This window comes from Kitasatospora sp. NPDC056800 (assembly GCF_042789775.1).
Classification (GTDB): Bacteria; Actinomycetota; Actinomycetes; order Streptomycetales; family Streptomycetaceae; genus Kitasatospora.
This window is the reverse complement of the sequence record NZ_JBHUAL010000009.1, coordinates 60,928-85,743: the sequence shown is the minus strand read 5'-3', so window position 1 is coordinate 85,743 and position 24,816 is coordinate 60,928. Positions and strand designations below refer to the sequence as shown.

Genomic DNA, 24,816 nt, shown 5'->3' with positions numbered 1-24,816 from the left:
GGCCGGCGCCGTATACACAGGACCGGGCGCCGGAACCGCAACCGGTGGCGGACCGGGGGCCCGCCCCCGCCCCCGCGCACGGGCGGCGGGAGCGGGCCCCGGTCGGCTCAGGACTTCAGGTACAGCCAGGCCAGCGAGACGGTCCCGTAGATCGGGTGGATGAACGCCCCGCCGACGTTGCTGCCGCGCAGCTGGTTGACCGTCGGGTAGGCGAACGGCAGCACCGGCACGTCCTTCATCACGGTCTGCTCCAGCGCGTACAGCTCCTTGGCCTTGGCGCGCGGCTCGCCGATCTGGTTGATCCGGTCGATCTCCTTGTCGACCTCCGGGTTGCGGTAGAGCGCGGAGTTGATGTCGCTGCCGGCCCGGCCGTCGAAGGAGAACGGGATCAGGGTGGACGGGGTCGGCCAGTCGACCGAGCTGGTCTCCTCGAACAGGTCGTACGGGGCGCCGTCGCGGTGCACCTCGTCCAGGAAGGCCTTGGGGTCGATCGGCTTGGGCACGACGGTGATGCCCGCCTTGCCGAAGCCCTCGACCAGCACCTGGGCGACGCGCTGCCCGGTCGGGGTGTTCCGGTACGCGTAGGTCAGGCTGCCGGGCGCCTGCTTGGCCTTGGCGAGCTGGGCCTTGGCGGCCTCCGGGTCGCCCTCGGGCTTGACCGGGTAGAGGTCGTACTTCTGCCAGTCGATCAGCGCGGGCGAGCTGAGCGTGGTGGCCAGTTCGCCGGTCCGGGCGCCGCCCTGGACCTGGCGGGCCTGCTGGCGCGGGTAGGCCAGGTGCAGCGCCTTGCGGACCTCGACGTCCGACACCCGCTGGTTGTTGATCATCAGCTGGGTGACGAAGGCGCCCTGCCGGCCGGAGACCACCAGCTCCTTGGCCTTCGGGTCGGTGTCGGTGGTCTGGTACAGCTCGGCGGAGAGGGTGTCGGCCGCGGTGGTGGCGTTGGCGCCGCCGTCCCGCCCGGAGAGGATCTCCTGGTTGAGGTTGAGCGCCTCCTTGCCGTACGTGAAGACGAACTTCTCCGGGTACTGGCTGCGGATCGGGTCCGTCTCGGGCTTCCAGGCCGGGTTGCGCTCCAGCACCATGCGGGTGTTCTGGACGTGCTCGACGATCTTGTACGGGCCGGTCGCGAACGGCAGGCGGTCGTAGTCCGTCCCGGTGTCCTTGTCCCGGCGCACCGGGGAGGAGGAGGACTGCGCGGCCATGTACGGGACGTCGGCCTGCGGCTGCGGGAAGTGGAAGACGATGGTGCGCTCGTCCGGCGTCTCGATCGCGTCGAGGTCGCCGGCCTGCGGGCCCGCGTACTTGGCGCGCGCCGCCTCGTAGCTGGCCTCGCCCGTGAGCCACTGCGGCCAGTACGGCGGGCCGACCTCGTAGCCCTTGCCGAAGGTGCGCTCGATGCCGTACTTGACGTCCTGGGCGGTGATCGGCTGCCCGTCCTCCCAGGCGACGCCCTGCTTGAGCCTGTACGTCCAGGTGCGCCCGCCGTCGGCCGGGGTGCCGGTGTCGGTGGCCAGGTCGCCGACCAGCTTGGCCTTGCCGTCCACGACCTGGTACTGGGTCAGCTGGCGGCCCCAGAGCAGCGAGGCGTTGTAGGCGGCGCCCGCGTAGACCTTCTGCGGGTCGAGGTGGCGGAACTCGACGCTGTTGTACACGTTCACGGTGCCGCCCGCACGGGCGCCCGGGGCGGCCGGGGCGGGGCCGGCGCTCTCCTGCTCGCTGCCGAGCACGGCGGTCAGCGGGGAGGTCTCCTTGGCGGAGGCCCCGGCGCCGCCGGAGCCGGTGGTGCTGCCCGCGCCGGCCGAGCAGGAGGTCGCCAGCAGGGCGGTGGCGATGACGGCGAGGGACGGTCTGGTCCAGCGCATGGCGAATCTCTCCTTGCCCCGGCGGTCGTGCCGGGGCGGGCTCGGGTGATGGTGGGGAGGGGGGAAGGGTCTTGGGAGCGGCGAGAAGAAGGGGCCTCGGGAGGGCCGAGGGGCCTCAGCGGGCGGTGCCGGCGCGTGGGTCCAGCGCGTCCCGGACGGCGTCGCCGAGCAGGTTGAAGGCGATGACGAACAGCAGCAGCGCCACGCCGGGGAACACCATGTAGGTGGGGTCGGCCTGGAAGACCTCGGAGCCGCGCGCGATCATCCGCCCCCAGTCCGGGACCGGCTCGGTGACGCCGACGCCGAGGAAGGACAGCGCGGCCTCGGAGGCGACGAAGGTCGGCACCGCCATGGTGGCGTGCACCAGCAGCTGCGAGCGCACATTCGGCAGGAGTTCGTGGACGACGACATGGAATCGGCTCGCGCCCTGGGCCCGTGCGGACTGCACGAAATCCCTTTCCCGGAGCGAGCGGACGGTGGCCCGCAGGGAAAGCGCGAGCGGAATCCAGCCGAACGCCGAGAAAACCAGGATCAGCACCAGGAACTGCATCCACTCCGGTTCCGCGGTGCCCGGGTCGACCAGCCGGGACTGGATCACCGGGCTGAGCGCGAGCAGTAGGAGCAGCGTGGGAAAGGCCAGCAGCACATTGGCGAGGAATCCGAACAACCGGTCGGTGATCCCGCCGAGGTAGCCGACTGCGACGCCGACCAGCACGCCCAGCGTGGTGGTCACCACGGCGGCCGCGAAGGCGATCAGCAGCGAGGTGCGGATGCCGTACAGCAGCTGGGTGAACACGTCCCGGCCGAGGCCGGGCTCCAGGCCGAACCAGAAGTCCCCGGAGATGCCGCCGTTCGGCAGCATCGGCAGGCCGCTGTCGCTGAGCAGGCCCGGAGCGTTCTGGCCGTAGTGGTCGACCGGGTTCTTCCCGTACAGCGCGGCGACCAGCGGAGCGCCGAGGGCGAGCAGCAGGAACAGCACCACCACCGCCAGGGCGGAGGCGCCGACCCGGTCCCGCAGGATCCGGCGGAGCGGGCCGGGGTCGGCGGCGGGCACGGGCCCGGCCGCGGTGCCTGGGACGGTGTCGACCACTGCCATGAGGCGTAACCCCCGAATTCTCCGCCGCCCCATGGGTGAGGGTGCGCTGGTGTGTATTTCCGGTACGGCCTCCGGGGGTTTCCCGGCGGCCGTTCGAGCGCCATTTGATCGGATGCGTCCGAGGTTCCGCAAATCACCTTTGGCGGACGTTCGGGTCATTCCTTTCGAACTGTTTCGGGAAATGTGGCGGCTTCATTTCGCTGAAACACTCGCGTTGCAAAAGAACGGACATACCATGCCGAAACGGACTGCCCGTTCCGCATTCTGAGACCTCCGCCACAGTCCCTCCGGTGTTGGTACGATCCCGGTGGGCCGCAACTGGCGCGTAGGGATGGAATCAACCATCGGGAAGCGGCCCCGTGAATCCTCACGTGAACTTGCCGAGCGCCTGGGCCCCCGCATCCCCACCAGGAGACCGCCATGGCCCAGCAGCCCCACACCGCCGCCTCCGCCGCGGCCGACACCGCCTTCCGCAGTGCCCTCGACGTGGTCGCCGGCGTCGAACCGCGGATCGCCGCCGCGATCGGACAGGAGCTGGCGGACCAGCGCGGCTCGCTCAAGCTCATCGCCAGCGAGAACTACGCCTCCCCGGCCGTCCTGCTCACGATGGGCAACTGGCTCAGCGACAAGTACGCCGAGGGCACCGTCGGCCGCCGCTTCTACGCGGGCTGCCGCAACGTCGACACCGTCGAGGGCATCGCCGCCGAGCACGCCCGCGAGCTGTTCGGCGCCGACCACGCCTACGTCCAGCCGCACTCCGGCATCGACGCCAACCTCACCGCGTTCTGGGCCGTCCTCTCCCAGCGGGTCGAGAGCCCGGCGCTGGAGCGCGCCGCGGTGCGCAACGTCAACGACCTCACCGAGGAGGACTGGGCGCGGCTGCGCCAGGAGCTCGGCAACCAGCGGATGCTCGGCATGTCCCTGGACACCGGCGGCCACCTCACCCACGGCTTCCGGCCCAACATCTCGGGCAAGATGTTCGAGCAGCGCAGCTACGGCACCGACCCGGCCACCGGCCTGATCGACTACGACGCGCTGCGCGAGACCGCCCGCGAGTTCCGCCCGCTGATCATCGTGGCCGGCTACTCCGCCTACCCGCGGCTGGTGGACTTCCGCCGGATGCGCGAGATCGCGGACGAGGTCGGCGCGACCCTCATGGTCGACATGGCGCACTTCGCCGGCCTGGTCGCGGGCAAGGTGCTGACCGGCGACCACGACCCGGTCCCGCACGCCCACATCGTCACCACGACCACCCACAAGTCCCTGCGCGGCCCGCGCGGCGGCATGGTGCTGTGCCAGTCCGAACTGGCCGAGCACGTCGACCGCGGCTGCCCGCTGGTGCTCGGCGGCCCGCTCTCCCACGTGATGGCCGCCAAGGCGGTCGCCCTCGCCGAGGCCCGCCGCCCCGAGTTCCAGGCCTACGCCCGCGCCGTCGTCGCCAACGCCCAGGCGCTCGCCGAGGGCCTGCTGCGCCGCGGCGGGAAGCTGGTCACCGGCGGCACCGACAACCACCTGGTCCTCGCCGACGTCTCCGGCTACGGCCTGACCGGCCGCCAGGCCGAGGCGGCGCTGCTCGACTCGGGCATCGTCACCAACCGCAACTCCGTCCCGCAGGACCCGAACGGCGCCTGGTACACCTCGGGCGTCCGCCTCGGCACCCCGGCCCTCACCACCCGCGGCCTCGGCACCGCCGAGATGGACGAGATCGCCGACCTGATCCACACCGTCCTGCGCGCCACCGACCCCGCCACCACGGCCAAGGGCTCCCCGTCCAAGGCCGCGTACACCCTGGACGCCGCCCTCCGCGACGCCACCGCCAAGCGCGCCGCCGACCTGCTCGCCCCGTACCCGCTCTACCCGGGCGTCGACCTGGCCTGACGGCGAACGGCGAACAGATGACAGATTTCGAAATCTGTCATCTGTCATCTGTTCGCTGAAAGTTGTCAGCCGTCAGCCGTCAGCCGTTCGTCGGCCCCGCCCCGCGCCGCCCCGTGCACCGGGTCCGCTAGTACTGCAGGGACTTGTACTGCAGGAACTCCTCCAGCCCGTGCCGGCCCAGCTCCCGGCCGAGGCCGGAGCTCTTGTAGCCGCCGAAGGGCGCGAGCGGGTTGAAACGGCCGCCGTTGAGGTCCACCTGGCCGGTGTCGAGGCGGCGGGCGAAGGCGGCGGCGGTGTCGGTATCGCGGGCCCAGACGCCGCCGGCCAGACCGTACGGGGTGCCGTTGGCGAGTTCGGCGGCGTGGTCCTCGTCGCGGTAGCGGAGGATCGCCAGGACCGGGCCGAAGACCTCCTCCTGGGCCACCGTCATCTCCGGGGTCACGTCGGCGAGCACGGTCGGGCGGGCGTAGTAGCCGGTGGCGGGTTCGGTGACCGGCTCGGAGCCGCCGACGACCAGCCGGGCGCCCTCGGCCAGCGCGCCGTCGATGTAGCCGCGCACCTGGGCCAGCTGCCTGGCGTTGACCAGCGGGCCGATCCGGGTCTGCGGGTCGGTCGGGTCGCCCGGCCGGTACCGGGCGGCGACCTCCTCGGCCCGGGCGACCGCCTCCTCGTACTGGTCCTCGTGCACCAGCAGGCGGGTCAGCGCGTTGCAGGTCTGGCCCGAGTTGGCGAAGACGTTGGCGACGTTCGCCTTGACCGCCCGGGCCAGGTCGGCGCCGGGCAGCACCACGTTGGCCGACTTGCCGCCCAGCTCCAGGGAGACCCGCTTCAGCCCCCGGCCGGCCGTCTCGGCGACCTGCCGGCCGACGGCGGTGGAACCGGTGAACGAGACCAGGTCCACGTCCCGGTGCCCGACGAGTGCCGCGCCCGCCACCGCCCCGGTGCCGGTCACCAGGTTGAAGACGCCCGCCGGGAACCCGGCCGCGTGCACCAGCCGGGCGAACAGCCGGGCCACCAGCGGGGTGTCCTCGGCCGGCTTGAGGACCACCGGGCAGCCGGCCGCCAGGGCCGGGACGGTCTTGGCGACGATCTGGTGCAGCGGGTAGTTCCACGGCGTGATCGCCGCGACCACCCCGGCCGGCTCGGCGTGCACCACCGAGTTGCCGATCCGCTCCTCGAAGGGGTGCTCGGCAAGGAGGGTCAGGTAGGAGGTCGCCACGGCGAGCGGCAGCCCGGCGTGCACGGCGCCAGCGAAGCCGACCGGGGAGCCCAGCTCGGCGACGACCGTCTCGGTGATCTCGTTCTGCGCGGCGGCGATCCCGTCCCGCAGCCGGGTCAGCAGCGCCAGCCGCTCCTCGGGGGTGGTCGTGCCCCAGGCGCGGGCCGCCCGGCGGGCCGCCGTCACCGCCGTGTCGACGTCGGTCGTGCCGCCGGCCGGCACGGTGGCCAGCACCTGTTCGGTCGCCGGGTTCAGTACGGTGATCGACCCGGCGTCCCCGGAGGGCCGCCACTCGCCGTCGATGTACTGGTCGCTGTACTCCGCGTACTGCCGCACCGATCGTCCTCTCGTCCGCCCTTCAACTAGCAGCGCTAGCCGAAGGTCAGTCAATGCGGCCCGGGCGGCCGCGCGCAAGAGTCAATCCCGACCGGCGGACCTGACGGTTACTTCGGAGCGAACCGCGCGGTGTACTCGTCGAACGGCTCGATGCCCACCTCCGCGCGCCGCTCGTCCAGCCGCTCCGGCTCCTCGCACGGCCACGGCACCGGACGGCCGTCCGCCACCGCGCCGATCTGCGTCCCGTAGCGCTGCTCCCGGCCCTCGTTGACCGCCAGCCGGTCCTGGAGGAAGGCCAGGTCGCGGGCGCTCGCCTCACCCCGGGCGGCGGCCTCGCCCATCAGTGCCGCCGCCCGCCGCTGGACGTCGAGCTGCCGGTCCGCGTGCTGCGCCACCAGCCACGCCGCCCGGGCGGCCTCGGGGCCGACGGCGCGCTCGGTCGGCCAGCCGTGCGCCGCCATGATCTCCGCGAGCCGGTCCCCGTGCCGGGCGGTCAGCCGCCGCCAGGCCGCCTGCTCGGCCAGGTCGGGGCTGTTCGCCAGCCGGGCGGCCGCGCCGTCCTCGGCCATCATCCCGACCAGCTCCCGCGCGAGGGCCGGATCCTGACCGTACCGCTGTGCTTCCGTCACGTCGACGACGCTCCCTGTAGCCGGGCCCTCCTGCCGAGGACCGCCCGCCACCACGCTAGGCGCGGAGAACGCGACGAAGATCATCCCCGAAGACGGTGACCCGGGGGTGCCGCCCACGGCAGAATGGATGCACACCGGGAACGAGGCGCACCGCGCACGCGGGAACGAAGCGCACCGCGCAGACGGGAACGAGGCGCACCGCGCACGCGCCAACGGAGCGCTCCACGCACACGGCGACGGAACGCACACTCCCGCGAGAGACGCCGAAGGGCCGGTCGGAGGAATCCGACCGGCCCTTCACCGTGTGACGAGGATCAGACCCGGGATGGCTCCGCCGCCTCGGCGCCCTCGGCCTCCAGCATCTCCTCGCGGACCGCGGCCAGCGAGGGGTTGGCCCAGGCGCTGGCGACGCCCCAGTAGTAGAACGCCAGCCCGATCGCGGCGACGATCAGCAGGTCCCAGCCCTCCGGCAGGTAGCCGTGCCCGCCGAAGTCGGCGCTGCCCGCCCAGGAGACGCCGGCCATCACGAACAGGTACGCGACCATCCAGGCGCCCGCCTTCAGGTGCGGCTTCAGCACGGCGAACGGCTTGCGCAGCTCGTACCAGGCCCAGATCGGCAGACCGGCGGCCATCAGCAGGATGACCTTGCCGGTGAGCGGCCAGCGGGCCCAGTAGAGCACCAGCGAGCCGAAGATCATCGCGATCGGGGCGATCACCGGCATGGCGCGCAGCCGGACCGGCCGCGGCAGCTCGGGGGCCAGGCGGCGCAGCGCCATCACGGCGACCGGGCCGGTGATGTACGAGATCACGGTGGCCACCGAGACGATCTCGGCCAGCGAGCCCCAGCCGCGGAAGACCGCGAGGAACATGAACGCGACCACCAGGTTGAGCACCAGCGCCGGGCGCGGGATGCCGGTCTTGGCGTCGACCCTGCCGAAGATCTTCGGCAGGTGGCCGTTCTCCTGCACGCCGTGGATCATGCGCGAGGTGGTGGCGGCGTAGATCATGCCGGTGCCGGAGGGGGAGATGAAGGCGTCCGCGTAGAGCGTGATCGCGAGCCAGTTGAGGCCCCAGGCGATGGCCAGGTCGGCCAGCGGCGAGGTGTAGGAGAGGTTGCTCCAGCCGTTCGCCAGGTCGCCGCCCGGGATGGCGCCGAGGAAGGCGATCTGGAGCGCGACGTAGATCACCAGGGCGATCAGGATCGAGCCGATGACGGCCTTCGGCAGCGACTTGCCGGGGTTCTTGGCCTCGCCGGCCAGGTTCAGCGGGGACTGGAAGCCGTTGAAGGCCCAGACGATGCCGGAGACCGCGACGGCGGTGAACACCGAGCTCCAGCCGTTCGGCGCGAAGCCGCCGTGGTCGGTGAAGTGCGCCGAGTCGAAGTGCGCGAAGAGCAGCGCACCGGCGGTCACCGTCGGGACGACGACCTTGAAGACGGTGATCGCGGTGTTGGTCTTGGCGAACAGCGTGATCGCGAACCAGTTGAGGGCGAAGTAGACGAGCAGCAGCACGCTGGCCAGCGCCACGCCGCTGAGGGTCAGCTCCTTGCCGTCGTACAACCCCTGCGCCCAGCCGAAGTGCCAGGAGCTCATGTACTGCACGGAGGCGGTGGCCTCACCCGGGATGACCGAGACGATGGCGATCCAGTTGGCCCAGGCCGCCAGGTAGCCGGCCAGCGAGCCGTGCGAGTACTGGCCGTACCGGACCATGCCGCCGGCCTTGGGGAACATCGAGCCCAGCTCGCTGTAGGTGAGCGCGATGGTCAGCGCCACCGCGGCACCGATCACCCAGGCGAGGATCGAGGCGGGTCCGGCGAGCTTGGCGGCCCGCTCGGCACCGAACAGCCACCCGGAGCCGATGATCGACCCCAGCCCGACCGCGGTCAGGCTGATCGTTCCGAGCGATCGGCGGTAGTTCTGGTGTGATGCCGTCGACGATTCGGGCTCACTCAACGTATCGGTCCTCTCGCTCGTGGTTCATCGGGTGGTGTCGGTGTTTTTGCGATTTTGCGTCGGTATTTCGGACAAACGGAGAGCAGCCTAAGGTCCAAAAAGGGGCGAAAACCTCAGAGGAAGCTCAAACCATCCGATTGTTGCCATCTCGTGTCCGGCGTCCGGGCCGATGCGGACCGGCGAGGAGACGGACGCCACAGCGCCAGGGAGGGCGGTGGCCAGGGACGGCGACCGGGGCCGGCCCGGGGGAAAGGGGCGGCCCGAAAAACGAAATTCCCCGTGGAAGCCTTTCGGCCTCCACGGGGAATTTCGGCTGTGTCCGAGGGGGGACTTGAACCCCCACGCCCGATAAAGGGCACTAGCACCTCAAGCTAGCGCGTCTGCCATTCCGCCACCCGGACTGGGTGTGTGCTTCGGGGGCTTTTTCCTCGCCCCCTCGGCGACAGAGAGAACATTACCAGGGTTCTGGAGTGCTTCTCACCTGCGCTTCCTCGGGGCCGCGCCGACCGACATCCTGGTCGGGCCGCTCCAGGGCCACGGGGCCGCGGCGCACCGCCCGCACAGGTTGGTACGGCCTGTGAACGCGCTCGAATCCGGCCCGAACCGGTGGGGTCCGCGAAGGAACCGGTCGACTCCCGCACCGCCCGCGGTCGGTTGCGGCCGGAAGCGGTCCGACACGGGCAACTTGTCGACGGTGCCGCACCCGCCGCGACGGCTCTCCTAGCCTCTGTGGACCGAGGGCGCCATGAAGCGGATCGCCTGATTCCCGGGTCGCGGACGAAGGGCGGCTGGACGTGGAGCAGATCAGCGGAGCGGCGAAGGCCGAACCGAGACGCGGCAGGCGGGGGGAGGGCCCGGTCGGGGCCACGGCCTCCGCGGGCCCCACCGAGGGCGTGTGGCGCTTCCCGGTGCCCGCCACCGAGGCCTCGGTGCCGCTCACCCGGCACGCGGTGCGCGACCGCCTGCTGGCCCAGGGCATGACCGGGGTGCGCTACCAGGAGCTGGTGGACGACCTGTTGCTGATCGTCTCGGAGCTGGTGAGCAACGCGGTGACGCACGCCGCCGAGCTGTCGCCCGAGGTGGTCACCGAGCTGTCGCTGCGCCGGGCCTGGGTGCGGGTATCGGTCGAGGACGGGGACCCGTACCGGCCGAAGGCGCTGGAGAACGACACCGGACGCACCGGCGGGCGCGGCCTGCTGCTGGTGAAGAGCGTCACCCTGCAGGCCGGTGGGGTGTGCGACGTCGAAGACACGGGGGAGGGCGGCAAGGTCATCTGGGCCTCGCTGCCCGTTCCCCCGGGGCCCGACCACTGACCGGCCGGGCCGGACGCCGGACCGACGGCCGACACCTCCGGACCGCCGGTCGGGACGGCCGGACCACCGGCCGGGGCGGGCGGACCACCGGCCGGGGCGGGCGGACTACCAGTCCCGCCCGGCGATCTCCCGGATGCCCGGCAGCGCGGCCTCGAAGACCGTCTCGAACCAGACCGAGAACGGCCGCTCCGCCCGCAGCTCGCGCAGCTCCTGCGCGGTCACGAAGGCGAAGTCGTCCACCTCCTCCGGGGCGGGCTCGACCGGCGCGGTGACCAGTCCCACGAACAGGTGGTTCCACTCCCGCTCGATCAGCCCGGACGCCTCGTCCGGCAGGTCGTAGCGGACGGTGCCCGCCTCGCACAGCAGCGCCGGTGCGACACCCAGCTCCTCGGCGGTGCGCCGGGCGGCGGCGACGAACGGCGGCTCGTCCGGGTACGGGTGGCCGCAGCAGGTGTTCGACCAGACGCCGGGGGAGTGGTACTTGCCGAGGGCCCGGCGCTGGAGCAGCAGCCGGCCCTGGCGGTCGAACAGGAAGACCGAGAAGGCCCGGTGCAGCCGACCCGGCTGCTGGTGGGCCCAGAGCTTCTCGCCGGTGCCGATCGTGACGCCCGCGTCGTCGACCAGTTCCAGCAGGATCTCGGTTCCGACGGGGGCGGACCCGGTGGCCCGGGGGTCGACCGTCACATCGGTCTCCACGTCGAGACCGGTGTCGATCTCGGCCGCGAAGTGCGTGGGATCGGTCGGAAGACTCTGGGGCATGGGGCCTCTTTCGGGAGCGGGAGCAACGGGAGCATCGGGTGTCTCCGACACACCGGGCGGAGTGCGGCGGACACAGCGGGGGCACCGGCGCCGGCGTCGGCATCCAGTCTGCCGTATGGGTGGCGGTCGGCAGGGGTCCCACGCACAACCGGGCGGATCATGACCCGGAGGAGTCGGAAACCGTCCAGAGAAGGGTCCGGGATGCCCTCGTAAGAGTCACAGAATTCGCAGAACCGTTCGGCGTGCGTTCGGAGCCCGTTCGACCGGTCCGGCGCCTCCTCATGGCGTTCCCCCGGCGGCGTTCGGGCGGATCCGGTGCGGCCCCCAGGGGGCCCGACGGCCGTTCGACGGGCCCTCGGCGGCCGCCCGTCCGCCGCCCGGCCGCCGCCCCCGGGCCGGGCGGGCGCGTTCTGGCCGGTGGCCCCGGTCGCCTACCATCACATACGACACGGTGCCCGGATCTGTGCCGGCACCGGCGCGCCGCCGCCTGGCCCGGTCGAACACCGGACCGGGGGTCCCGGTGGCGCCGCCGCCCCCGGCACGGCCCCGCGCACAGCACGACGGATCAGGAGACCCGCATGATCGGCCTCGTTCTGGCAGCCGGCGCCGGCCGCCGGCTGCGCCCGTACACCGACACCCTGCCCAAGGCGCTGGTGCCGGTCGACGGGGAACGGACCGTCCTGGACCTCACGCTCGGCAACTTCGCCGAGGTCGGTCTGCGCGATGCCGCGATCGTCGTCGGCTACCGCAAGGAGGCGGTGTACGACCGCAAGGACGCCCTGGAGAGCAAGTACGGCGTCAAGCTCCACCTCGTCGAGAACGACAAGGCCGAGGAGTGGAACAACGCCTACTCGCTCTGGTGCGCCCGCGACCTGTTCGCCGAGGGCCTGCTGCTCGCCAACGGCGACACCGTCCACCCGGCCTCCGTCCAGCGCACCATGCTGGAGGGCAACCGGCGCCTGACCGACGCCGGCGCCGCCCCCGGCATCCTGCTCGCCCTCGACACGGTGAAGAAGCTCGCCGACGAGGAGATGAAGGTCGTCGTCGACCCGGCCACCGGCATGCGCCGGATCACCAAGCTGATGGAGCCGGCCGAGGCGAGCGGCGAGTACATCGGCCTCACGGTGATCAACCCGTCCGCCGCCGCCGACCTGACCGACGCGCTGCGCGCCACCTACGAGCGCGACCCGCAGCTGTACTACGAGGACGGCTACCAGGAGATGGTGAACCGCGGCCTGCGGATCGACGTCCAGCCGATCGGCGAGGTCTCCTGGGTCGAGGTCGACAACCACGACGACCTGGCGAAGGCGCGGGAGATCGCGTGCCGGTACTGACCCGACTGGTCCCGTCGCCGCTGTTCGTCGAGATCCGCCCGGGCGCGCTGGACGCGCTCGGCGGCATCCTCGCGGACCAGCGGCTGTCGGCCTCGGGCCGGATCGCGGTCGCGATCAGCAACGGCTCCGGCTCGGCCATGCGCCGCCGCCTGGAGCCGGCCCTGCCCGGCGCCGACTGGTACAACGTGGACGACGGCAGCCTGGACAGCGCGGTGCGGCTGGCCGAGGCGATGCGCGGCGGCCACTACGACGCGATGGTCGGCCTCGGCGGCGGCAAGATCATCGACGCCGCCAAGTACGCCGCGGCCCGGGTCGGCCTGCCGCTGGTCGCGGTCGCCACCAACCTGGCCCACGACGGCATCTGCTCGCCGGTCTCCACCCTGGACAACGACGCCGGCCGCGGCTCCTACGGGGTGCCCAGCCCGATCGGCATCGTGGTCGACCTGGACGTCATCCGACAGGCCCCGCAGCGCTTCGTGGCGGCCGGTGTGGGCGACGTCGTCTCCAACATCTCCGCGTGCGCGGACTGGGAGCTGTCGCACGCGGTGACCGGCGAGCCGGTGGACGGTCTGGCCGTGGCGATGGCCCGCTCGGCGGGCGAGAACCTGCTGCGGCACCCGGGGAGCACCCAGGACCAGGACCTCCTGACGGCGCTCGCCGAGGCCCTGGTACTGTCCGGCATCGCGATGAACATCGCGGGCAGCACCCGGCCCTCGTCGGGTGCCTGCCACGAGATCTCGCATGCCCTGGACGTGCTGTATCCCAAGCGGTCCGCCCAGCACGGCGAGCAGGTCGGCCTCGGCGCCGCCTTCGCCAGCTTCCTGCGGGGCGAGCGCGAGCTGACCGGTCTGATCGTGGAGCGCCTGGCGAGCCACGGACTGCCGGTGACCGCGGCTCAGATCGGCTTCACCGAGGCGGAGTTCACCGAAGCGGTGCACTACGCTCCGAACACCCGACCGGGGCGCTTCACCATCCTCGAACACCTCGACCTCTCCCCTTCCGCAATCAGGGACGCGTACGCCGACTATGTCCAAGCCGTCAACAGCTGACCCCTCCACCGCGGGCGCCGAACGGCCCCCGGTGGACCTGACCCGCAGGCCCTCGATCGAGGAACTGCGCGCGGTGATCCACCCGGAGGGCATGCTCCAGCGCCGCAGTGCCGAGCACTGGGCCGGTCGCCTGTACATGCGGAAGATCTCGCTGCGGATCACCCGGGTGCTCTCCACCGTGACGGCGATCACGCCCAACGGTCTGACGTACCTGATGATGGTCACCGGCATCCTGGCCGGTGCCGCGCTGGTCCTGCCGGGCATCGCGGGCGCCGTCCTGGGCGCCCTGCTGATCCAGGTCTACCTGCTGCTGGACTGCGTGGACGGCGAGGTGGCCCGCTGGCGGCGGCAGACCTCGCTCACCGGCGTCTACCTGGACCGGGTCGGCCACTACATGTCCGAGGCGGCGCTGCTGACCGGCCTCGGCCTGCGCGCCACCGACCTGCTGCACCGCGAGGGCACCGGGTCGCACTGGGAGTGGGCCTTCCTCGGCACCCTGGCCGCGCTCGGCGCGATCCTGATCAAGTCCGAGACCGACCTGGTGGACGTGGCCCGCGCCCGCAGCGGCCTGACGGCCGTCGAGGACAGCGCCTCGGTGCCGCGTTCGGCCTCCGTCGCCAAGGCCCGCCGGGCGGCCTCCTTCCTGAAGTTCCACCGCCTGGTCGGCGCGGTCGAGGCCTCACTGCTCATCCTGGCCGCCGGCGTCGCCGACGCCGTGCACGGCGGACTGCTCTTCACCCGGCTCGCGGTGGTCGTCCTGGCCGCGATCGCGATGCTCCAGACCGTGCTGCACCTGCTGAGCATCGTCCTCTCCAGCAGGCTGCGATGAGCGCGCCGGGCACCGCGGAGGACTTCCGCCTCGGCGCCGTGATCATCACCATGGGCAACCGGCCCGCCGAGCTCAACGCCCTGATCGAGGCCGTCCGCGCCCAGGAGGGCCCGGCGGTCGAGCTGGCCGTGGTCGGCCAGGGCGTGGAGCTGCCCCCGCTGCCGGAGGGCGTGCGCACCGTCGAGCTGCCGGAGAACCTGGGCATCCCGGGCGGGCGCAACGTCGGCATCGAGCTGTTCGGCCGGGACGGCGCGGAGGTCGACGCCGTCCTCTTCCTGGACGACGACGGGAACCTGCCGCGCACCGACTCGGCCCGCCTGCTGCGCGAGGCCTTCACCGCCGACCCGGAGCTGGGCATCGTCTCCTTCCGGATCGCCGACCCGGACACCGGTGTCACCCAGCGCCGGCACGTCCCCCGGCTGCGCGCCAGCGACCCGCTGCGCTCGTCCCGGGTGACGACCTTCCTGGGCGGCGCGAGCGCGGTGCGCTGCAAGGTGTTCGAGCAGGCCGGGCAGCTGCCCGCCGAGTTCTTCTACGCCCACGAGGAGACCGACCTCGCGTGGCGCGCGCTGGACGCCGGCTGGGCCATCGACTACCGGGCGGACGTGGTGCTGCACCACCCCACGACCTCGCCCGCCCGCCACGCGAGCTACTTCCACAACGTGGCCCGCAACCGGGTCTGGCTCGCGAGGCGGAACCTTCCGGCCCTGTTGGTGCCTCTCTATCTGGGAACCTGGTTCCTGCTGACCCTGGCCCGCCGCCCCTCCCCGGAGGCGCTGAAGGCCTGGTGGGGCGGGTTCCGGGCGGGCTGGCGCGAACCCTGCGGTGCGCGGCGGCCCATGCGGTGGCGTACCGTCTGGCGACTGACCAGGCTGGGCCGACCTCCGATCATCTGATCACATCTGATGGCATCCGCATCGGATGATCGATCGCTGCGGCCGGTGCCCACACACCGGCCGGCTCCCCCGAGATCCCAGTGGATCCCCATCGGCGCACGACCGGCGGACCCCGCCGACCGGCCGCCCCGACCGATCCCGCGTGAAGGACGAATGTGTCGACAGTGAGTGAACCCGTCAGCCTCTCGGCCCCCAGGGGGGCGGACGCGGGCCTGACCCCCAAGCAGCTTGCGGACAAGTACGGTCTGGCGGTGAGCGGCGCCCGTCCCGGCCTGTTCGCCTACTCCAAGCAGCTCTGGGCCCGGCGCCACTTCATCTGGGCCTTCGCCACCGCCCGCCTGGTGGCCCAGTACACCAACGCCAAGCTCGGCCAGCTGTGGCAGGTGGTGACCCCGCTGCTCAACTGCGCGGTGTTCTACCTGGTCTTCGGCGTGATCCTGGCGAGCAAGCAGGGCTTCCCGGACAACACCTACATCGCCTGGCTGTGCATCGGCGTCTTCGTCTTCCAGTTCACCCAGAACGCGGTGCAGGCCGGCACCCGGGCGATCTCCGACAACCTCGGGCTGATCCGGGCGCTGCACTTCCCCCGGGCCAGCCTCCCGATCGCCTTCACCGTGATCCAGCTCCAGCAGCTGCTGATCTCGATGGTCGTCCTGGTCGTCACCGTGCTCGCCGCCGGCATCACCCCGGGCCGGACCTGGCTGCTGATCATCCCGGCGCTGCTCCTGCAGACGCTCTTCAACACCGGCATCTCCCTGGTGATGGCCCGGCTCGGCTCCCGGACCAGCGACATCTCCCAGCTGATCCCGTTCGTGATGCGCGCCTGGATGTTCCTGTCCGGTGTGATGTTCAGCATCCAGGACAAGATCACGCACTGGCCGCACTACATCCAGACGCTGATGTCGCTCAACCCGGCGTCGATCTACATGGACCTGCTGCGGCACGCCTTCGCGCCGGTCATCTACAACCCGCACCAGCCGGTGCACCAGACCCTCCCGCCGCACCAGTGGGCGTACGGCCTGGCCTGGGGCGTGGGCATGTTCGTCGTCGGATACGTCTTCTTCTGGAAGGCCGAGGAGGAGTACGGCCGTGGCTGACATCGACCTGAGCAACAACGACACCGTCACGGACGCGGACGTCGCCCGCGAGCCCACCGTCGTCGTCGACGACGTGCACATCGTCTACAAGGTGCACGGCGCCGGCTCCGGCAAGGGCAGCGCCACCTCGGCGCTGAGCCGCATCATCAGCCGCAAGCGCGCCTCCGGCGTGCGCGAGGTGCACGCGGTCAAGGGCATCAGCTTCACCGCGTACAAGGGCGAGGCGATCGGCCTGATCGGCTCCAACGGCTCCGGCAAGTCGACCATGCTGGCCGCCATCGCCGGCCTGCTGCCGACCGAGAAGGGCGGCATCTACACCAACGGCCAGCCCTCGCTGCTGGGCGTCAACGCCGCGCTGATGAACGAGCTCACCGGTGAGCGCAACGTCGTCCTCGGCTGCCTGGCCATGGGCATGACCCCGGCCCAGGTGAGGGCCCGCTACCAGGACATCGTCGAGTTCTCCGGCATCAACGACAAGGGCGACTTCATCTCCCTGCCGATGCGCACCTACTCCTCCGGCATGGGCGCCCGGCTGCGCTTCTCGATCGCGGCCGCGAAGACCCACGACGTGCTGCTGATCGACGAGGCCCTCGCCACCGGCGACCAGGCCTTCCAGCAGCGCAGCAAGCGGCGGATCGACGAGCTGCGCAAGTCCGCCGGTACGGTCTTCCTGGTCAGCCACGACAACAACTCGATCCGCGAGGTCTGCGAGCGGACCATATGGATCGAGGCCGGCGAGCTGGTCATGGACGGACCCACCGAGGAGGTCGTGAGCCGCTACGAGCGCGGCGAGCGACCGTAGTCCCCGTCACACTCCCGCGGGGCCGGTTCCGGAGCTTCCGGAGCCGGCCCCGCGCCTTTCCCGCCGCCCGGCGCGGAGGCGAGCGCCCGGTGCCCCGGCGGGGCGCTCTTCTCCGGCGCGCCCGGGCGTGTCAGCCTGGTGGTCGCGGGGGCGGTGTGCCGTGCGTGACGCCCGCGCTCGGACGCGTGTCCGAGTCGGACCGGTCGTGCCAAGCGGTGTAGAACGGGGGAGTGACAGCAGTGTCGGCTTCGGCCCAGCCCAGAGATACGCCGGTGAACGGTTCCGCAGGACAGACCCTGGACAAGGCGGGCGCGGAGAACTTCCCCGTCGCCCCGTTCTTCCTGCCCGCGGCCTGGCGCGACGACCTGATGGCGGTGTACGGCTTCGCCCGCCTGGTCGACGACGCCGGCGACGGCGACCTGGCCGACCCGGCCGCCACCGCCCGGCTGCTCGGGGTCGAGCAGACGCCCCCCGCCACCCCTTCGGACCAGTCCGGCCCGCCGGCTCCGCAGGAGACCGCCTTCCGGCTCGCCCTGCTCGACGGACTGGAGCAGGACCTCGACCGGGTCTTCGAGACGGCCCTGCGCACCGCCGGCGGCTCCGGAGCGGCCGGCGCGGACCGCCCCCGCCACCCGCTGATGAGCGCGCTCGTCCCGCTGGTCGACCGGCACGGCCTCACCCCCGAACCGTTCCGCCGTCTGATCGAGGCCAACCGGGTGGACCAGACCACCTCCCGCTACGCCACCTTCGACGACCTGATCGGCTACTGCACCCTCTCCGCCGACCCGGTCGGCCGCCTCGTGCTGGCCATCGCGGGCGTCTCCACCCCCGAGCGGACCGAACTCTCCGACGCCGTCTGCAGCGGCCTCCAGGTGGTCGAGCACATCCAGGACGTGGCCGAGGACCTGGCCCACGGCCGGATCTACCTGCCCGCGGAGGACCTGGCCCGCTTCGGCGTCACCGAGGCCGACCTGGCCGCGCCCTCCGCCGACGGCGCGGTGCGCGAGCTGATCGCCTTCGAGGTCGAGCGGGCCCGCACCCTGCTCGACCGCGGCGCACCATTGGTAGGTACGGTTCGGGGGAGGCTTCGACTGCTCCTGGCGGGATTCACCGCAGGCGGCTATGCGGCCCTGGCGGCCGTCGAGGACGCCGGGTACGACGTGCTCGCCCAGCAGGCGAAGCCGGACAAGCGCCGCCTCGCAGCGAAGGCGGCGGCCATCTTCGCGAAGGGAAGGTGAACGCCCGCGTGGCGGCATCACCACTGGCGTCGGCCCAGGTCATGGCGGCGTACCGGTACTGCGAGGCAGTCACCGGACTGCAGGCGCGCAACTTCAGCTACGGCATCCGGTTGCTGCCAGAACCCAAGCGGTTGGCCATGTCGGCCCTGTACGCCCTGGCCCGCCGGGTGGACGACATCGGCGACGGCGACCTCCCGGACGACCGCAAGGCCGAGGCGCTGGTGCGCACCCGGGAGCTGGTGGACGAGGTCCGCTCCGGGGTGGTCGCCGACGACGACACCGACCCGATCAAGGTCGCCCTGGCCGACGCGGCCCGGCGCTTCCCGATCCCGCTCGGCGGTTTCGACGAGCTGATCGACGGCGTCGAGATGGACCTCAAGGGCGCCGAGTACCAGACGTACGACGAGCTGAAGGTCTACTGCCGCTGCGTGGCCGGCGCGATCGGCCGGCTCTCGCTGGGCGTCTACGGCTGCGACGACCCGGAGCTCGGGGCGCGCTACGCGGACACCCTGGGCCTGGCGCTGCAGCTCACCAACATCCTGCGCGACCTGCGCGAGGACGCCCTGACCGGCCGCACCTACCTGCCCGCCGAGGACCTGGTCCGGTTCGGCTGCGAGCAGGGCTTCGCCCTGCCCGAGCCGCCGGTCGGCGCGGACTTCACCGGCCTGGTGGCCTTCGAGGCCGCCCGTGCCCAGGCCGCCTTCGAGGAGGGCCTGCGGCTGCTGCCGATGCTCGACCGCCGCAGCCGCGCCTGCACCGCCGCGATGGCCGGGATCTACCACCGGCTGCTCGGCCGGATCGCCGCCGAACCGGAGTCGGTCCTGCGCGGCCGGGTCTCGCTGCCGGGCTGGGAGAAGGCGTACGTGGCGCTTTCCGGGCTCGCCGGGGGGCGTTCTTGATTCTCGCAACAGTTCTGTCACGCTGTGTCAGCTGGGAATCACGTGCGGGTAGTTCCGTGTTGAACAAACGAGGATCTTCTTCAGGGACCGCCCCCGGGCGGTCCACCGACCGCGAGGGGGAGGGCCGATGACCGGGCGAGCCGATGCCGCGCGCCCGGCCGCCGTCGTGGTCGGCGGCGGCCTCGCCGGGATCACCGCCGCGCTGCGCCTCGCCGAGGCGGGCCACCGGGTCACCCTCGCGGAGGGGCGGCCCCGGCTCGGCGGCCTGGCCTTCTCCTTCCAGCGCGGCGAGCTCACCGTCGACAACGGCCAGCACGTCTACCTGCGCTGCTGCACCGCCTACCGCGGCCTGCTGGAGCGCCTCGGCGCCTCCCGGCTGGTCCACCTCCAGGACCGCCTCGACATCCCGGTGCTCTCCGTCACCGGGCCGCCGGCGGCCCCGGTGCGCACCCTGGGCCGGCTGCGCCGGGCCGGCCTGCCCGTCCCGCTGCACCTGGCCGGCAGCCTGGCCCGCTACCCGCACCTGTCCCCGGCCGACCGCGCCCGGGTGGTCCGCGGCGCGCTCGCCCTGCGGGGCCTGGACCTCGCGGACCCGGCCCTGGACGAGGTCTCCTTCGGCGACTGGCTGCGCCGCAACGGGCAGAACGCCGCCACCCAGGCCGCCCTGTGGGACCTGGTCGGCGTCGCCACCCTGAACGCCCGGGCCGACCAGGTCTCGCTGGCGCTCGCCGGGATGGTGTTCAAGACCGGTCTGCTCTCCGACCCGGGCGCCTCGGACATCGGCACCGCCGCCGTCCCGCTCGGCGTGATCCACCACGACCGGGCGCTCACCGAGCTGGAGCGGGCCGGCGTCCGGGTGCTGCTGCGGTCCCGGGTGGCCGAGCTGAAGCCGGCCGCGCCGCAGCACGCCGTCCGGCTGGAGGGCGGGGAGCTGCTCACCGCCGACACCGTCGTGCTGGCCGGCGCCCAGGACAGCGCGGCCGCGCTGCTGCCGCCGAACGCGGTCCCCGGGCAGGAGCGGCTGGCCGGCTTCGGCACCGCCCCGATCCTCAACGTGCACGTGGTCTACGACCGCAAGGTGCTGCGCCGGCCGTTCTTCGCCGCGCTCGGCTCCCCGGTGCAGTGGGTCTTCGACCGCACCGCGCACTCCGGCCTGGCCGCCACCCCGACGGGCCGGGCCCACCCGGGCGCCCAGTACCTGGCGCTGTCGCAGTCCGCCGCGCAGGACGAGATCGACCTGCCGGTGGCCGAGCTGCGCGGCCGCTACCTGCCCGAGCTGGGCCGGCTGCTGCCGGCCGCGGCCCAGGCCGAGGTGCTGGACTTCTTCGTCACCCGGGAGCGCACCGCGACCTTCGACCCGGCGCCGGGCAACGGGGCACTGCGCCCCTCGGCCCGCACCGAGGTCCCCGGCCTGCTGCTGGCCGGCTCGTGGACGGCCACCGGCTGGCCCGCGACCATGGAGGGCGCCGTGCGCAGCGGCCACGCCGCGGCCGACGCCGCGCTCGCCGCGGCCGGCGCCCGGACGCCGGTGGACCGCGGCGACGGGAGGTGGCCCAGGTGACGGCGGGCCCCGCCGCCGGAGAGCCCGCCAGAGCCGACGGGCGTACCGTCGAGCGCACCGGCGCATCCACCGGGAGCGGCCCGGCCGGCCGTACCGGCACCACCGGCGCTGCTGGAACCACCGGCACCGGCACTCGATTCGACACCAGCCGCACCGACAGCGCCCGGCCGCCCCGTGCGGCCCGGCACCACGAGGAAGAGGGAACGCACGTGGAGTCACGCACCGGCTACGCCGTCGGAGGCACGGCGCACGCCGAACCGGTCTCGGTGCCGGAGCTGCTCGCCCGCAGCCGTACGCTCTGCACCCCGCCGCTACGGGCCGCCGTCGCCCGACTGGCCGCACCCATGGACACCGTCGCCGCCTACCACTTCGGCTGGATCGACCGGGACGGCACCCCGGTGACGGGGGACGGCGGCAAGGCCGTGCGCCCGGCGCTGGCGCTGCTGTCCGCCCGGGCCACCGGCGCGGCGGCCGAGGTCGGCGTGCCCGGTGGGGTCGCGGTTGAACTGGTGCACAACTTCTCCCTCCTCCATGATGATCTGATGGACGGTGACGAGACCCGACGGCACCGGGCCACCGCCTGGACGGTCTTCGGGCCGGCCCAGGCGATCCTGGTCGGCGACGCCCTGGCGACGCTCGGCACCGAGGTGCTGCTCGACGCCGCCGTGACCGGCGGGGCGAGCGCCACCGACGCCGCGCGCGCCGTCCGGCTGCTCACCACGGCGACCCGCCGGCTGATCGACGGCCAGGCCATGGACGTCGCCTTCGAACAGCGCGACAGCGTCACGGTCGCCGAGTGCCTGGAGATGGAGGGCGGCAAGACGGCGGCACTGCTGGCCGCCGCCTCGGCGATCGGCGCGGTCCTGGCCGGCGCCGACGACAAGGTCTCCGACTCGCTCCAGCGCTACGGCCACCACCTGGGCCTCGCCTTCCAGGCGGTGGACGACCTGCTCGGCATCTGGGGCGCCACCGAGGTCACCGGCAAGCCGCACTGGGGGGACCTGCGCCAGCGCAAGAAGTCCCTTCCGGTCGCCGCCGCCCTGGCCGAGGGCGGAGCGGCCTCGCGCCGGCTCGCCGAAGAGCTGGCCGACCCGAAGGGACGCGGGGAGGAGAGCGAGCCCGAGCTCGCCGCCCGCGCCGCGCTGATCGAGGACGCCGGCGGCCGCGCCTGGACCCGGGAGGAGGCCCGCCGCCAGCACACGACTGCCCTCGCCGCCCTGGACGAGGTGCCCATGACCGACGAGGTGCGGGAGCACTTCGTCGCACTCGCCGAATTCGTGGTGGTACGAGAGAGGTGACGTTACGTTGACAGCAACCGCGGACGGCCGGCTCGACCCTGAGTACGATTCCGAGCCGGTCGCGGTGGGCGACCGCCCCCCGGCCCTGCTGGGCACGGGGCGGTGGCAGCCCGAGGACACCGACCAGCCGCGGCCGGCCGGTGAGACGGACCACGGACCGGCCGACGCGCGGGAGGCCCTGGCCCGCGCCACCACCCACCTGCTCTCCCTGCAGTCGTCCGAGGGCTGGTGGAAGGGCGACCTGGAGACCAACGTCACCATGGACGCCGAGGACTTACTGCTCCGCCAGTTCCTGGGAATCCGCACCGAGGAGCAGACCCGCGCCACCGCTGAATGGATCCGCTCCCAGCAGCGCGAGGACGGCACCTGGTCCACCTTCCACGGCGGGCCGCCCGAGCTGTCCACCACCGTCGAGGCGTACGTCGCCCTCAAGCTGGCCGGGGACGACCCGGAAGCCCCGCACATGCTGGCCGCCGCGCGCTACGTCCGCTCCGCCGGGGGCATCGCGGCCGCCCGGGTGTTCACCCGGATCTGGCTCGCCCTGTTCGGCTGGTGGCCCTGGGAACGGCTGCCCGAGATGCCGCCCGAGATCATCTTCCTGCCCAGGTGGCTGCCGCTGAACATCTACGCCTTCGGCTGCTGGGCCCGCCAGACCATCGTCCCGCTGACGGTCGTCTCCTCCCACCGCCCGGTCCGTCCGGCGCCCTTCCCGCTCACCGAGCTGCACACCGACCCGAACGACCCGTACCCCCACCGGCCGCTCGCCCCCGCCACCACCTGGGACGGCCTGTTCGAACGCCTCGACAAGGCGCTGCACGCCTACCACCGCCGGGCCTTCCGCCCGCTGCGCCGACTGGCCCTCTCGCAGGCCTGCCGCTGGATCGTCGAACGCCAGGAGGCCGACGGCTGCTGGGGCGGCATCCAGCCCCCCGCCGTCTACTCGCTGATCGCCCTGCACCTGGAGGGCTACGAGCTGGAGCACCCGGTGATGAAGGCCGGACTCTCCTCCTTCGACCGCTTCACCGTGCACACCGAGGACGGCAAGCGCTGGCTGGAGGCCTGCCAGTCCCCGGTCTGGGACACCTGCCTGGCCACCATCGCCCTGGTCGACGCCGGGGTGCCGGCCGACCACCCGGCGCTGGTCTCCGCCGTCGACTGGATGCTCGGCGAGGAGATCCGCAAGCCCGGCGACTGGACCGTGAAGCGGCCCGGGCTCGCCCCCGGCGGCTGGGCCTTCGAGTTCGAGAACGACACCTACCCCGACATCGACGACACCGCCGAGGTGGTGCTCGCGCTGCGCCGGGTCGCCCACCCCGACCCGGCCAAGGTCGACGGCGCGGTGGACCGGGGCGTGCTGTGGAACCTCGGCATGCAGTCCAAGAACGGCGCCTGGGGCGCCTTCGACGTGGACAACACCAGCACGCTGCCCAACAAGCTGCCGTTCTGCGACTTCGGCGAGGTGGTCGACCCGCCGTCCGCCGACGTCACCGCGCACGTGGTGGAGATGCTCGCCGAGACCGGCCGCTCCCGCGACCCCCGGACCAGGCGCGGCATCGAGTGGCTGCTGCGCAACCAGGAGGCGGACGGCTCCTGGTTCGGCCGCTGGGGCACCAACTACATCTACGGCACCGGCTCGGTGCTGCCCGCCCTGGTGGCGGCCGGCGTCCCCGACGAGCACCCGGCGATCCGCCGGGCGGTGCGCTGGCTGGAGGACCGGCAGAACGCCGACGGCGGCTGGGGCGAGGACATGCGCTCCTACGACGACCCGGCGCGCTGGGCCGGGCGCGGCGACTCCACCGCCTCGCAGACCGCGTGGGCGCTGATGGCGCTGCTCGCGGCCGGCGAGGGGCCCAAGGACCGGGCCAACCCGGCGGTGGAGCGCGGCGCGGAGTGGCTGGTGCGCACCCAGCTGCCCGAGGGCACCTGGGACGAGCCGCAGTTCACCGGCACCGGCTTCCCGTGGGACTTCTCCATCAACTACCACCTGTACCGGCTGGTCTTCCCGGTCACCGCGCTCGGCCGCTACCTCAACGGCGCCCCGGGCACGATCCGGGCCGACGGAACCCCGGCGATCGGGACGGCGCGGTGACCACCGCGCCCCTGCTGGTGCTCTGCGCCCTGGGCCCCGAGGTCTGGGCCCTGCGCGGCGGAGACTGGCGCGGTGCGACCGGAGGGTCCCCGGTGCTGGTGCGCACCGGGGTCGGCCGGCGCCGTGCCGGGCTGGCCGTCCGGCGCCTGCTCGGCTCCGCGCCCAGCGGCTACGGCGCCGTGGTGGTGGCCGGCTTCGGCGCCGCGCTCGGCCCGGGCGTCCTGCCCGGCGACGTGGTCGCCGCCGACGGCGTGCGCGACGCCGAGGGCCACCTGTACCCGCTCGACTCCGGCGCGGAGCTCACCCGGGCGCTGAAGGAGCGCGGCCTGACCGTGCACACCGGCGTGCACCACACCGCCGACCACGTGGTGCGCGGCATCGAACGGCGGGCGCTGCACCTCCAGGGCGCGCTCGCCGTCGACATGGAGGCCGCCGCCGTCCTGGCCGCGCTGCGCGAGGTCCGGCCCGTGCTGCCGGCGGCCGTCCTGCGGGTGGTGGTGGACACGCCCGAGCACGAGCTGCTGCGGCCCGGCACCCTCCCGGCCGGGGTGCGCGCCTGGCGGACCCTGCGGGCGACGGTACCCGCCCTCGTCGACTGGTACCGGCAGGAGCGCGCGCCCGGCTCCGTAGACCTGAACCACCCCACATCCTCGACGCTCCCCCAGGAGGCGAGCTAG

Annotated in this window: 20 protein-coding genes, 1 tRNA gene and 1 riboswitch; of the genes, 14 read left to right on the top strand and 7 right to left on the bottom strand. The window is 72.8% G+C overall.

The window, feature by feature from the left end; translation table 11 throughout:
* Positions 1 to 107: 107 nt before the first annotated feature.
* Positions 108 to 1,865, bottom strand: coding sequence for an ABC transporter substrate-binding protein (locus ACFRQN_RS04010; protein WP_380738013.1), 1,758 nt, complete (start codon positions 1,863 to 1,865; stop codon positions 108 to 110).
* 115 nt (positions 1,866 to 1,980) lie between these two features.
* Positions 1,981 to 2,961: an ABC transporter permease gene (locus tag ACFRQN_RS04005; RefSeq protein WP_049649813.1), complete on the bottom strand. Its 981-nt coding sequence runs from the start codon at positions 2,959 to 2,961 to the stop codon at positions 1,981 to 1,983.
* Positions 2,962 to 3,265: 304 nt separating this feature from the next.
* A riboswitch (ZMP/ZTP riboswitch) is annotated at positions 3,266 to 3,362 on the top strand.
* A 19-nt stretch (positions 3,363 to 3,381) separates the two neighbouring features.
* On the opposite strand from ACFRQN_RS04005, the gene ACFRQN_RS04000 reads away from it, so the two are divergent.
* Positions 3,382 to 4,839: a glycine hydroxymethyltransferase gene (locus ACFRQN_RS04000; RefSeq protein WP_380738010.1), complete on the top strand. Its 1,458-nt coding sequence runs from the start codon at positions 3,382 to 3,384 to the stop codon at positions 4,837 to 4,839.
* A gap of 127 nt (positions 4,840 to 4,966) precedes the next feature.
* On the opposite strand, the gene ACFRQN_RS03995 is transcribed toward ACFRQN_RS04000, so the two are convergent.
* From ACFRQN_RS03995 to ACFRQN_RS03980, 4 genes are all read right to left on the bottom strand, one after another.
* Entirely contained in the window at positions 4,967 to 6,394 is a 1,428-nt protein-coding gene (locus ACFRQN_RS03995; protein ID WP_380738008.1) for an aldehyde dehydrogenase family protein, read from the bottom strand.
* Between the two features lie 107 nt (positions 6,395 to 6,501).
* Positions 6,502 to 6,966: a DUF6624 domain-containing protein gene (locus ACFRQN_RS03990; RefSeq protein ID WP_380738018.1), complete on the bottom strand. Its 465-nt coding sequence runs from the start codon at positions 6,964 to 6,966 to the stop codon at positions 6,502 to 6,504.
* A 371-nt stretch (positions 6,967 to 7,337) separates the two neighbouring features.
* Positions 7,338 to 8,975 carry an APC family permease gene (locus ACFRQN_RS03985; protein WP_074004361.1) on the bottom strand — a complete coding sequence of 546 codons (1,638 nt, stop codon included), beginning with the start codon at positions 8,973 to 8,975 and terminating at the stop codon, positions 7,338 to 7,340.
* A gap of 316 nt (positions 8,976 to 9,291) precedes the next feature.
* Positions 9,292 to 9,376: transfer RNA gene (locus ACFRQN_RS03980), tRNA-Leu, on the bottom strand.
* 393 nt (positions 9,377 to 9,769) lie between these two features.
* Here ACFRQN_RS03980 and ACFRQN_RS03975 point away from each other — a divergent pair.
* Positions 9,770 to 10,288, top strand: a complete 519-nt coding sequence (locus ACFRQN_RS03975; RefSeq protein WP_369808266.1) for an ATP-binding protein — start codon at positions 9,770 to 9,772, stop codon at positions 10,286 to 10,288.
* Positions 10,289 to 10,393: 105 nt separating this feature from the next.
* Here ACFRQN_RS03975 and idi read toward each other — a convergent pair whose 3' ends face one another.
* Entirely contained in the window at positions 10,394 to 11,047 is a 654-nt protein-coding gene (idi, locus tag ACFRQN_RS03970) for an isopentenyl-diphosphate Delta-isomerase (RefSeq protein WP_079272473.1), read from the bottom strand.
* 578 nt (positions 11,048 to 11,625) lie between these two features.
* Here idi and ACFRQN_RS03965 point away from each other — a divergent pair.
* The 12 genes from ACFRQN_RS03965 to ACFRQN_RS03910 all read left to right on the top strand — a co-directional run bounded on the left by ACFRQN_RS03965 (position 11,626) and on the right by ACFRQN_RS03910 (position 24,816).
* Entirely contained in the window at positions 11,626 to 12,381 is a 756-nt protein-coding gene (locus ACFRQN_RS03965; protein ID WP_049649809.1) for a sugar phosphate nucleotidyltransferase, read from the top strand.
* On the top strand, positions 12,369 to 13,430 hold the full coding sequence (locus ACFRQN_RS03960) for an iron-containing alcohol dehydrogenase family protein (protein WP_049649808.1): 1,062 nt from the start codon (positions 12,369 to 12,371) through the stop codon (positions 13,428 to 13,430). Before ACFRQN_RS03965 ends, ACFRQN_RS03960 begins: the two co-directional genes overlap by 13 nt.
* 91 nt (positions 13,431 to 13,521) lie before the next feature.
* Positions 13,522 to 14,259: a CDP-alcohol phosphatidyltransferase family protein gene (locus ACFRQN_RS03955; protein ID WP_049649827.1), complete on the top strand. Its 738-nt coding sequence runs from the start codon at positions 13,522 to 13,524 to the stop codon at positions 14,257 to 14,259.
* The gene (locus ACFRQN_RS03950; protein ID WP_049649807.1) at positions 14,256 to 15,155 is read left to right on the top strand and encodes a glycosyltransferase family 2 protein; all 900 of its coding nucleotides are present in this window, start codon (positions 14,256 to 14,258) and stop codon (positions 15,153 to 15,155) included. Before ACFRQN_RS03955 ends, ACFRQN_RS03950 begins: the two co-directional genes overlap by 4 nt.
* Before the next feature lie 155 nt (positions 15,156 to 15,310).
* A complete protein-coding gene (locus ACFRQN_RS03945) occupies positions 15,311 to 16,252 on the top strand; it encodes an ABC transporter permease (protein ID WP_049649806.1) in 942 nt (313 codons plus the stop codon).
* Positions 16,245 to 17,054 carry an ABC transporter ATP-binding protein gene (locus ACFRQN_RS03940; RefSeq protein WP_234348229.1) on the top strand — a complete coding sequence of 270 codons (810 nt, stop codon included), beginning with the start codon at positions 16,245 to 16,247 and terminating at the stop codon, positions 17,052 to 17,054. The genes ACFRQN_RS03945 and ACFRQN_RS03940 overlap by 8 nt, the downstream gene beginning before the upstream one ends.
* A 272-nt stretch (positions 17,055 to 17,326) precedes the next feature.
* A complete protein-coding gene (gene hpnC / locus ACFRQN_RS03935) occupies positions 17,327 to 18,292 on the top strand; it encodes a squalene synthase HpnC (RefSeq protein ID WP_117492544.1) in 966 nt (321 codons plus the stop codon).
* A gap of 41 nt (positions 18,293 to 18,333) precedes the next feature.
* Positions 18,334 to 19,191, top strand: coding sequence for a presqualene diphosphate synthase HpnD (hpnD, locus tag ACFRQN_RS03930; RefSeq protein ID WP_375876312.1), 858 nt, complete (start codon positions 18,334 to 18,336; stop codon positions 19,189 to 19,191).
* A gap of 127 nt (positions 19,192 to 19,318) precedes the next feature.
* Positions 19,319 to 20,752: a hydroxysqualene dehydroxylase HpnE gene (hpnE, locus tag ACFRQN_RS03925; protein ID WP_380738005.1), complete on the top strand. Its 1,434-nt coding sequence runs from the start codon at positions 19,319 to 19,321 to the stop codon at positions 20,750 to 20,752.
* 209 nt (positions 20,753 to 20,961) lie between these two features.
* The gene (locus ACFRQN_RS03920) at positions 20,962 to 22,050 is read left to right on the top strand and encodes a polyprenyl synthetase family protein (protein ID WP_063780402.1); all 1,089 of its coding nucleotides are present in this window, start codon (positions 20,962 to 20,964) and stop codon (positions 22,048 to 22,050) included.
* Between the two features lie 64 nt (positions 22,051 to 22,114).
* Positions 22,115 to 24,139, top strand: coding sequence for a squalene--hopene cyclase (gene shc / locus ACFRQN_RS03915; protein ID WP_049659813.1), 2,025 nt, complete (start codon positions 22,115 to 22,117; stop codon positions 24,137 to 24,139).
* The gene (locus tag ACFRQN_RS03910; protein WP_074004365.1) at positions 24,136 to 24,816 is read left to right on the top strand and encodes a hypothetical protein; all 681 of its coding nucleotides are present in this window, start codon (positions 24,136 to 24,138) and stop codon (positions 24,814 to 24,816) included. Before shc ends, ACFRQN_RS03910 begins: the two co-directional genes overlap by 4 nt.

Coding starts and splice junctions, on each gene's coding strand:
- ACFRQN_RS04010 (WP_380738013.1), bottom strand. CDS start 1,865: ATGCGCTGGACCAGACCGTCCCTCGCCGTCATCGCCACCGCCCTGCTG.
- ACFRQN_RS04005 (WP_049649813.1), bottom strand. CDS start 2,961: ATGGCAGTGGTCGACACCGTCCCAGGCACCGCGGCCGGGCCCGTGCCC.
- ACFRQN_RS04000 (WP_380738010.1), top strand. CDS start 3,382: ATGGCCCAGCAGCCCCACACCGCCGCCTCCGCCGCGGCCGACACCGCC.
- ACFRQN_RS03990 (WP_380738018.1), bottom strand. CDS start 6,966: ATGATGGCCGAGGACGGCGCGGCCGCCCGGCTGGCGAACAGCCCCGAC.
- idi (WP_079272473.1), bottom strand. CDS start 11,047: ATGCCCCAGAGTCTTCCGACCGATCCCACGCACTTCGCGGCCGAGATC.
- ACFRQN_RS03965 (WP_049649809.1), top strand. CDS start 11,626: ATGATCGGCCTCGTTCTGGCAGCCGGCGCCGGCCGCCGGCTGCGCCCG.
- ACFRQN_RS03955 (WP_049649827.1), top strand. CDS start 13,522: ATGCTCCAGCGCCGCAGTGCCGAGCACTGGGCCGGTCGCCTGTACATG.
- ACFRQN_RS03950 (WP_049649807.1), top strand. CDS start 14,256: ATGAGCGCGCCGGGCACCGCGGAGGACTTCCGCCTCGGCGCCGTGATC.
- hpnD (WP_375876312.1), top strand. CDS start 18,334: ATGGCGGCGTACCGGTACTGCGAGGCAGTCACCGGACTGCAGGCGCGC.
- hpnE (WP_380738005.1), top strand. CDS start 19,319: ATGACCGGGCGAGCCGATGCCGCGCGCCCGGCCGCCGTCGTGGTCGGC.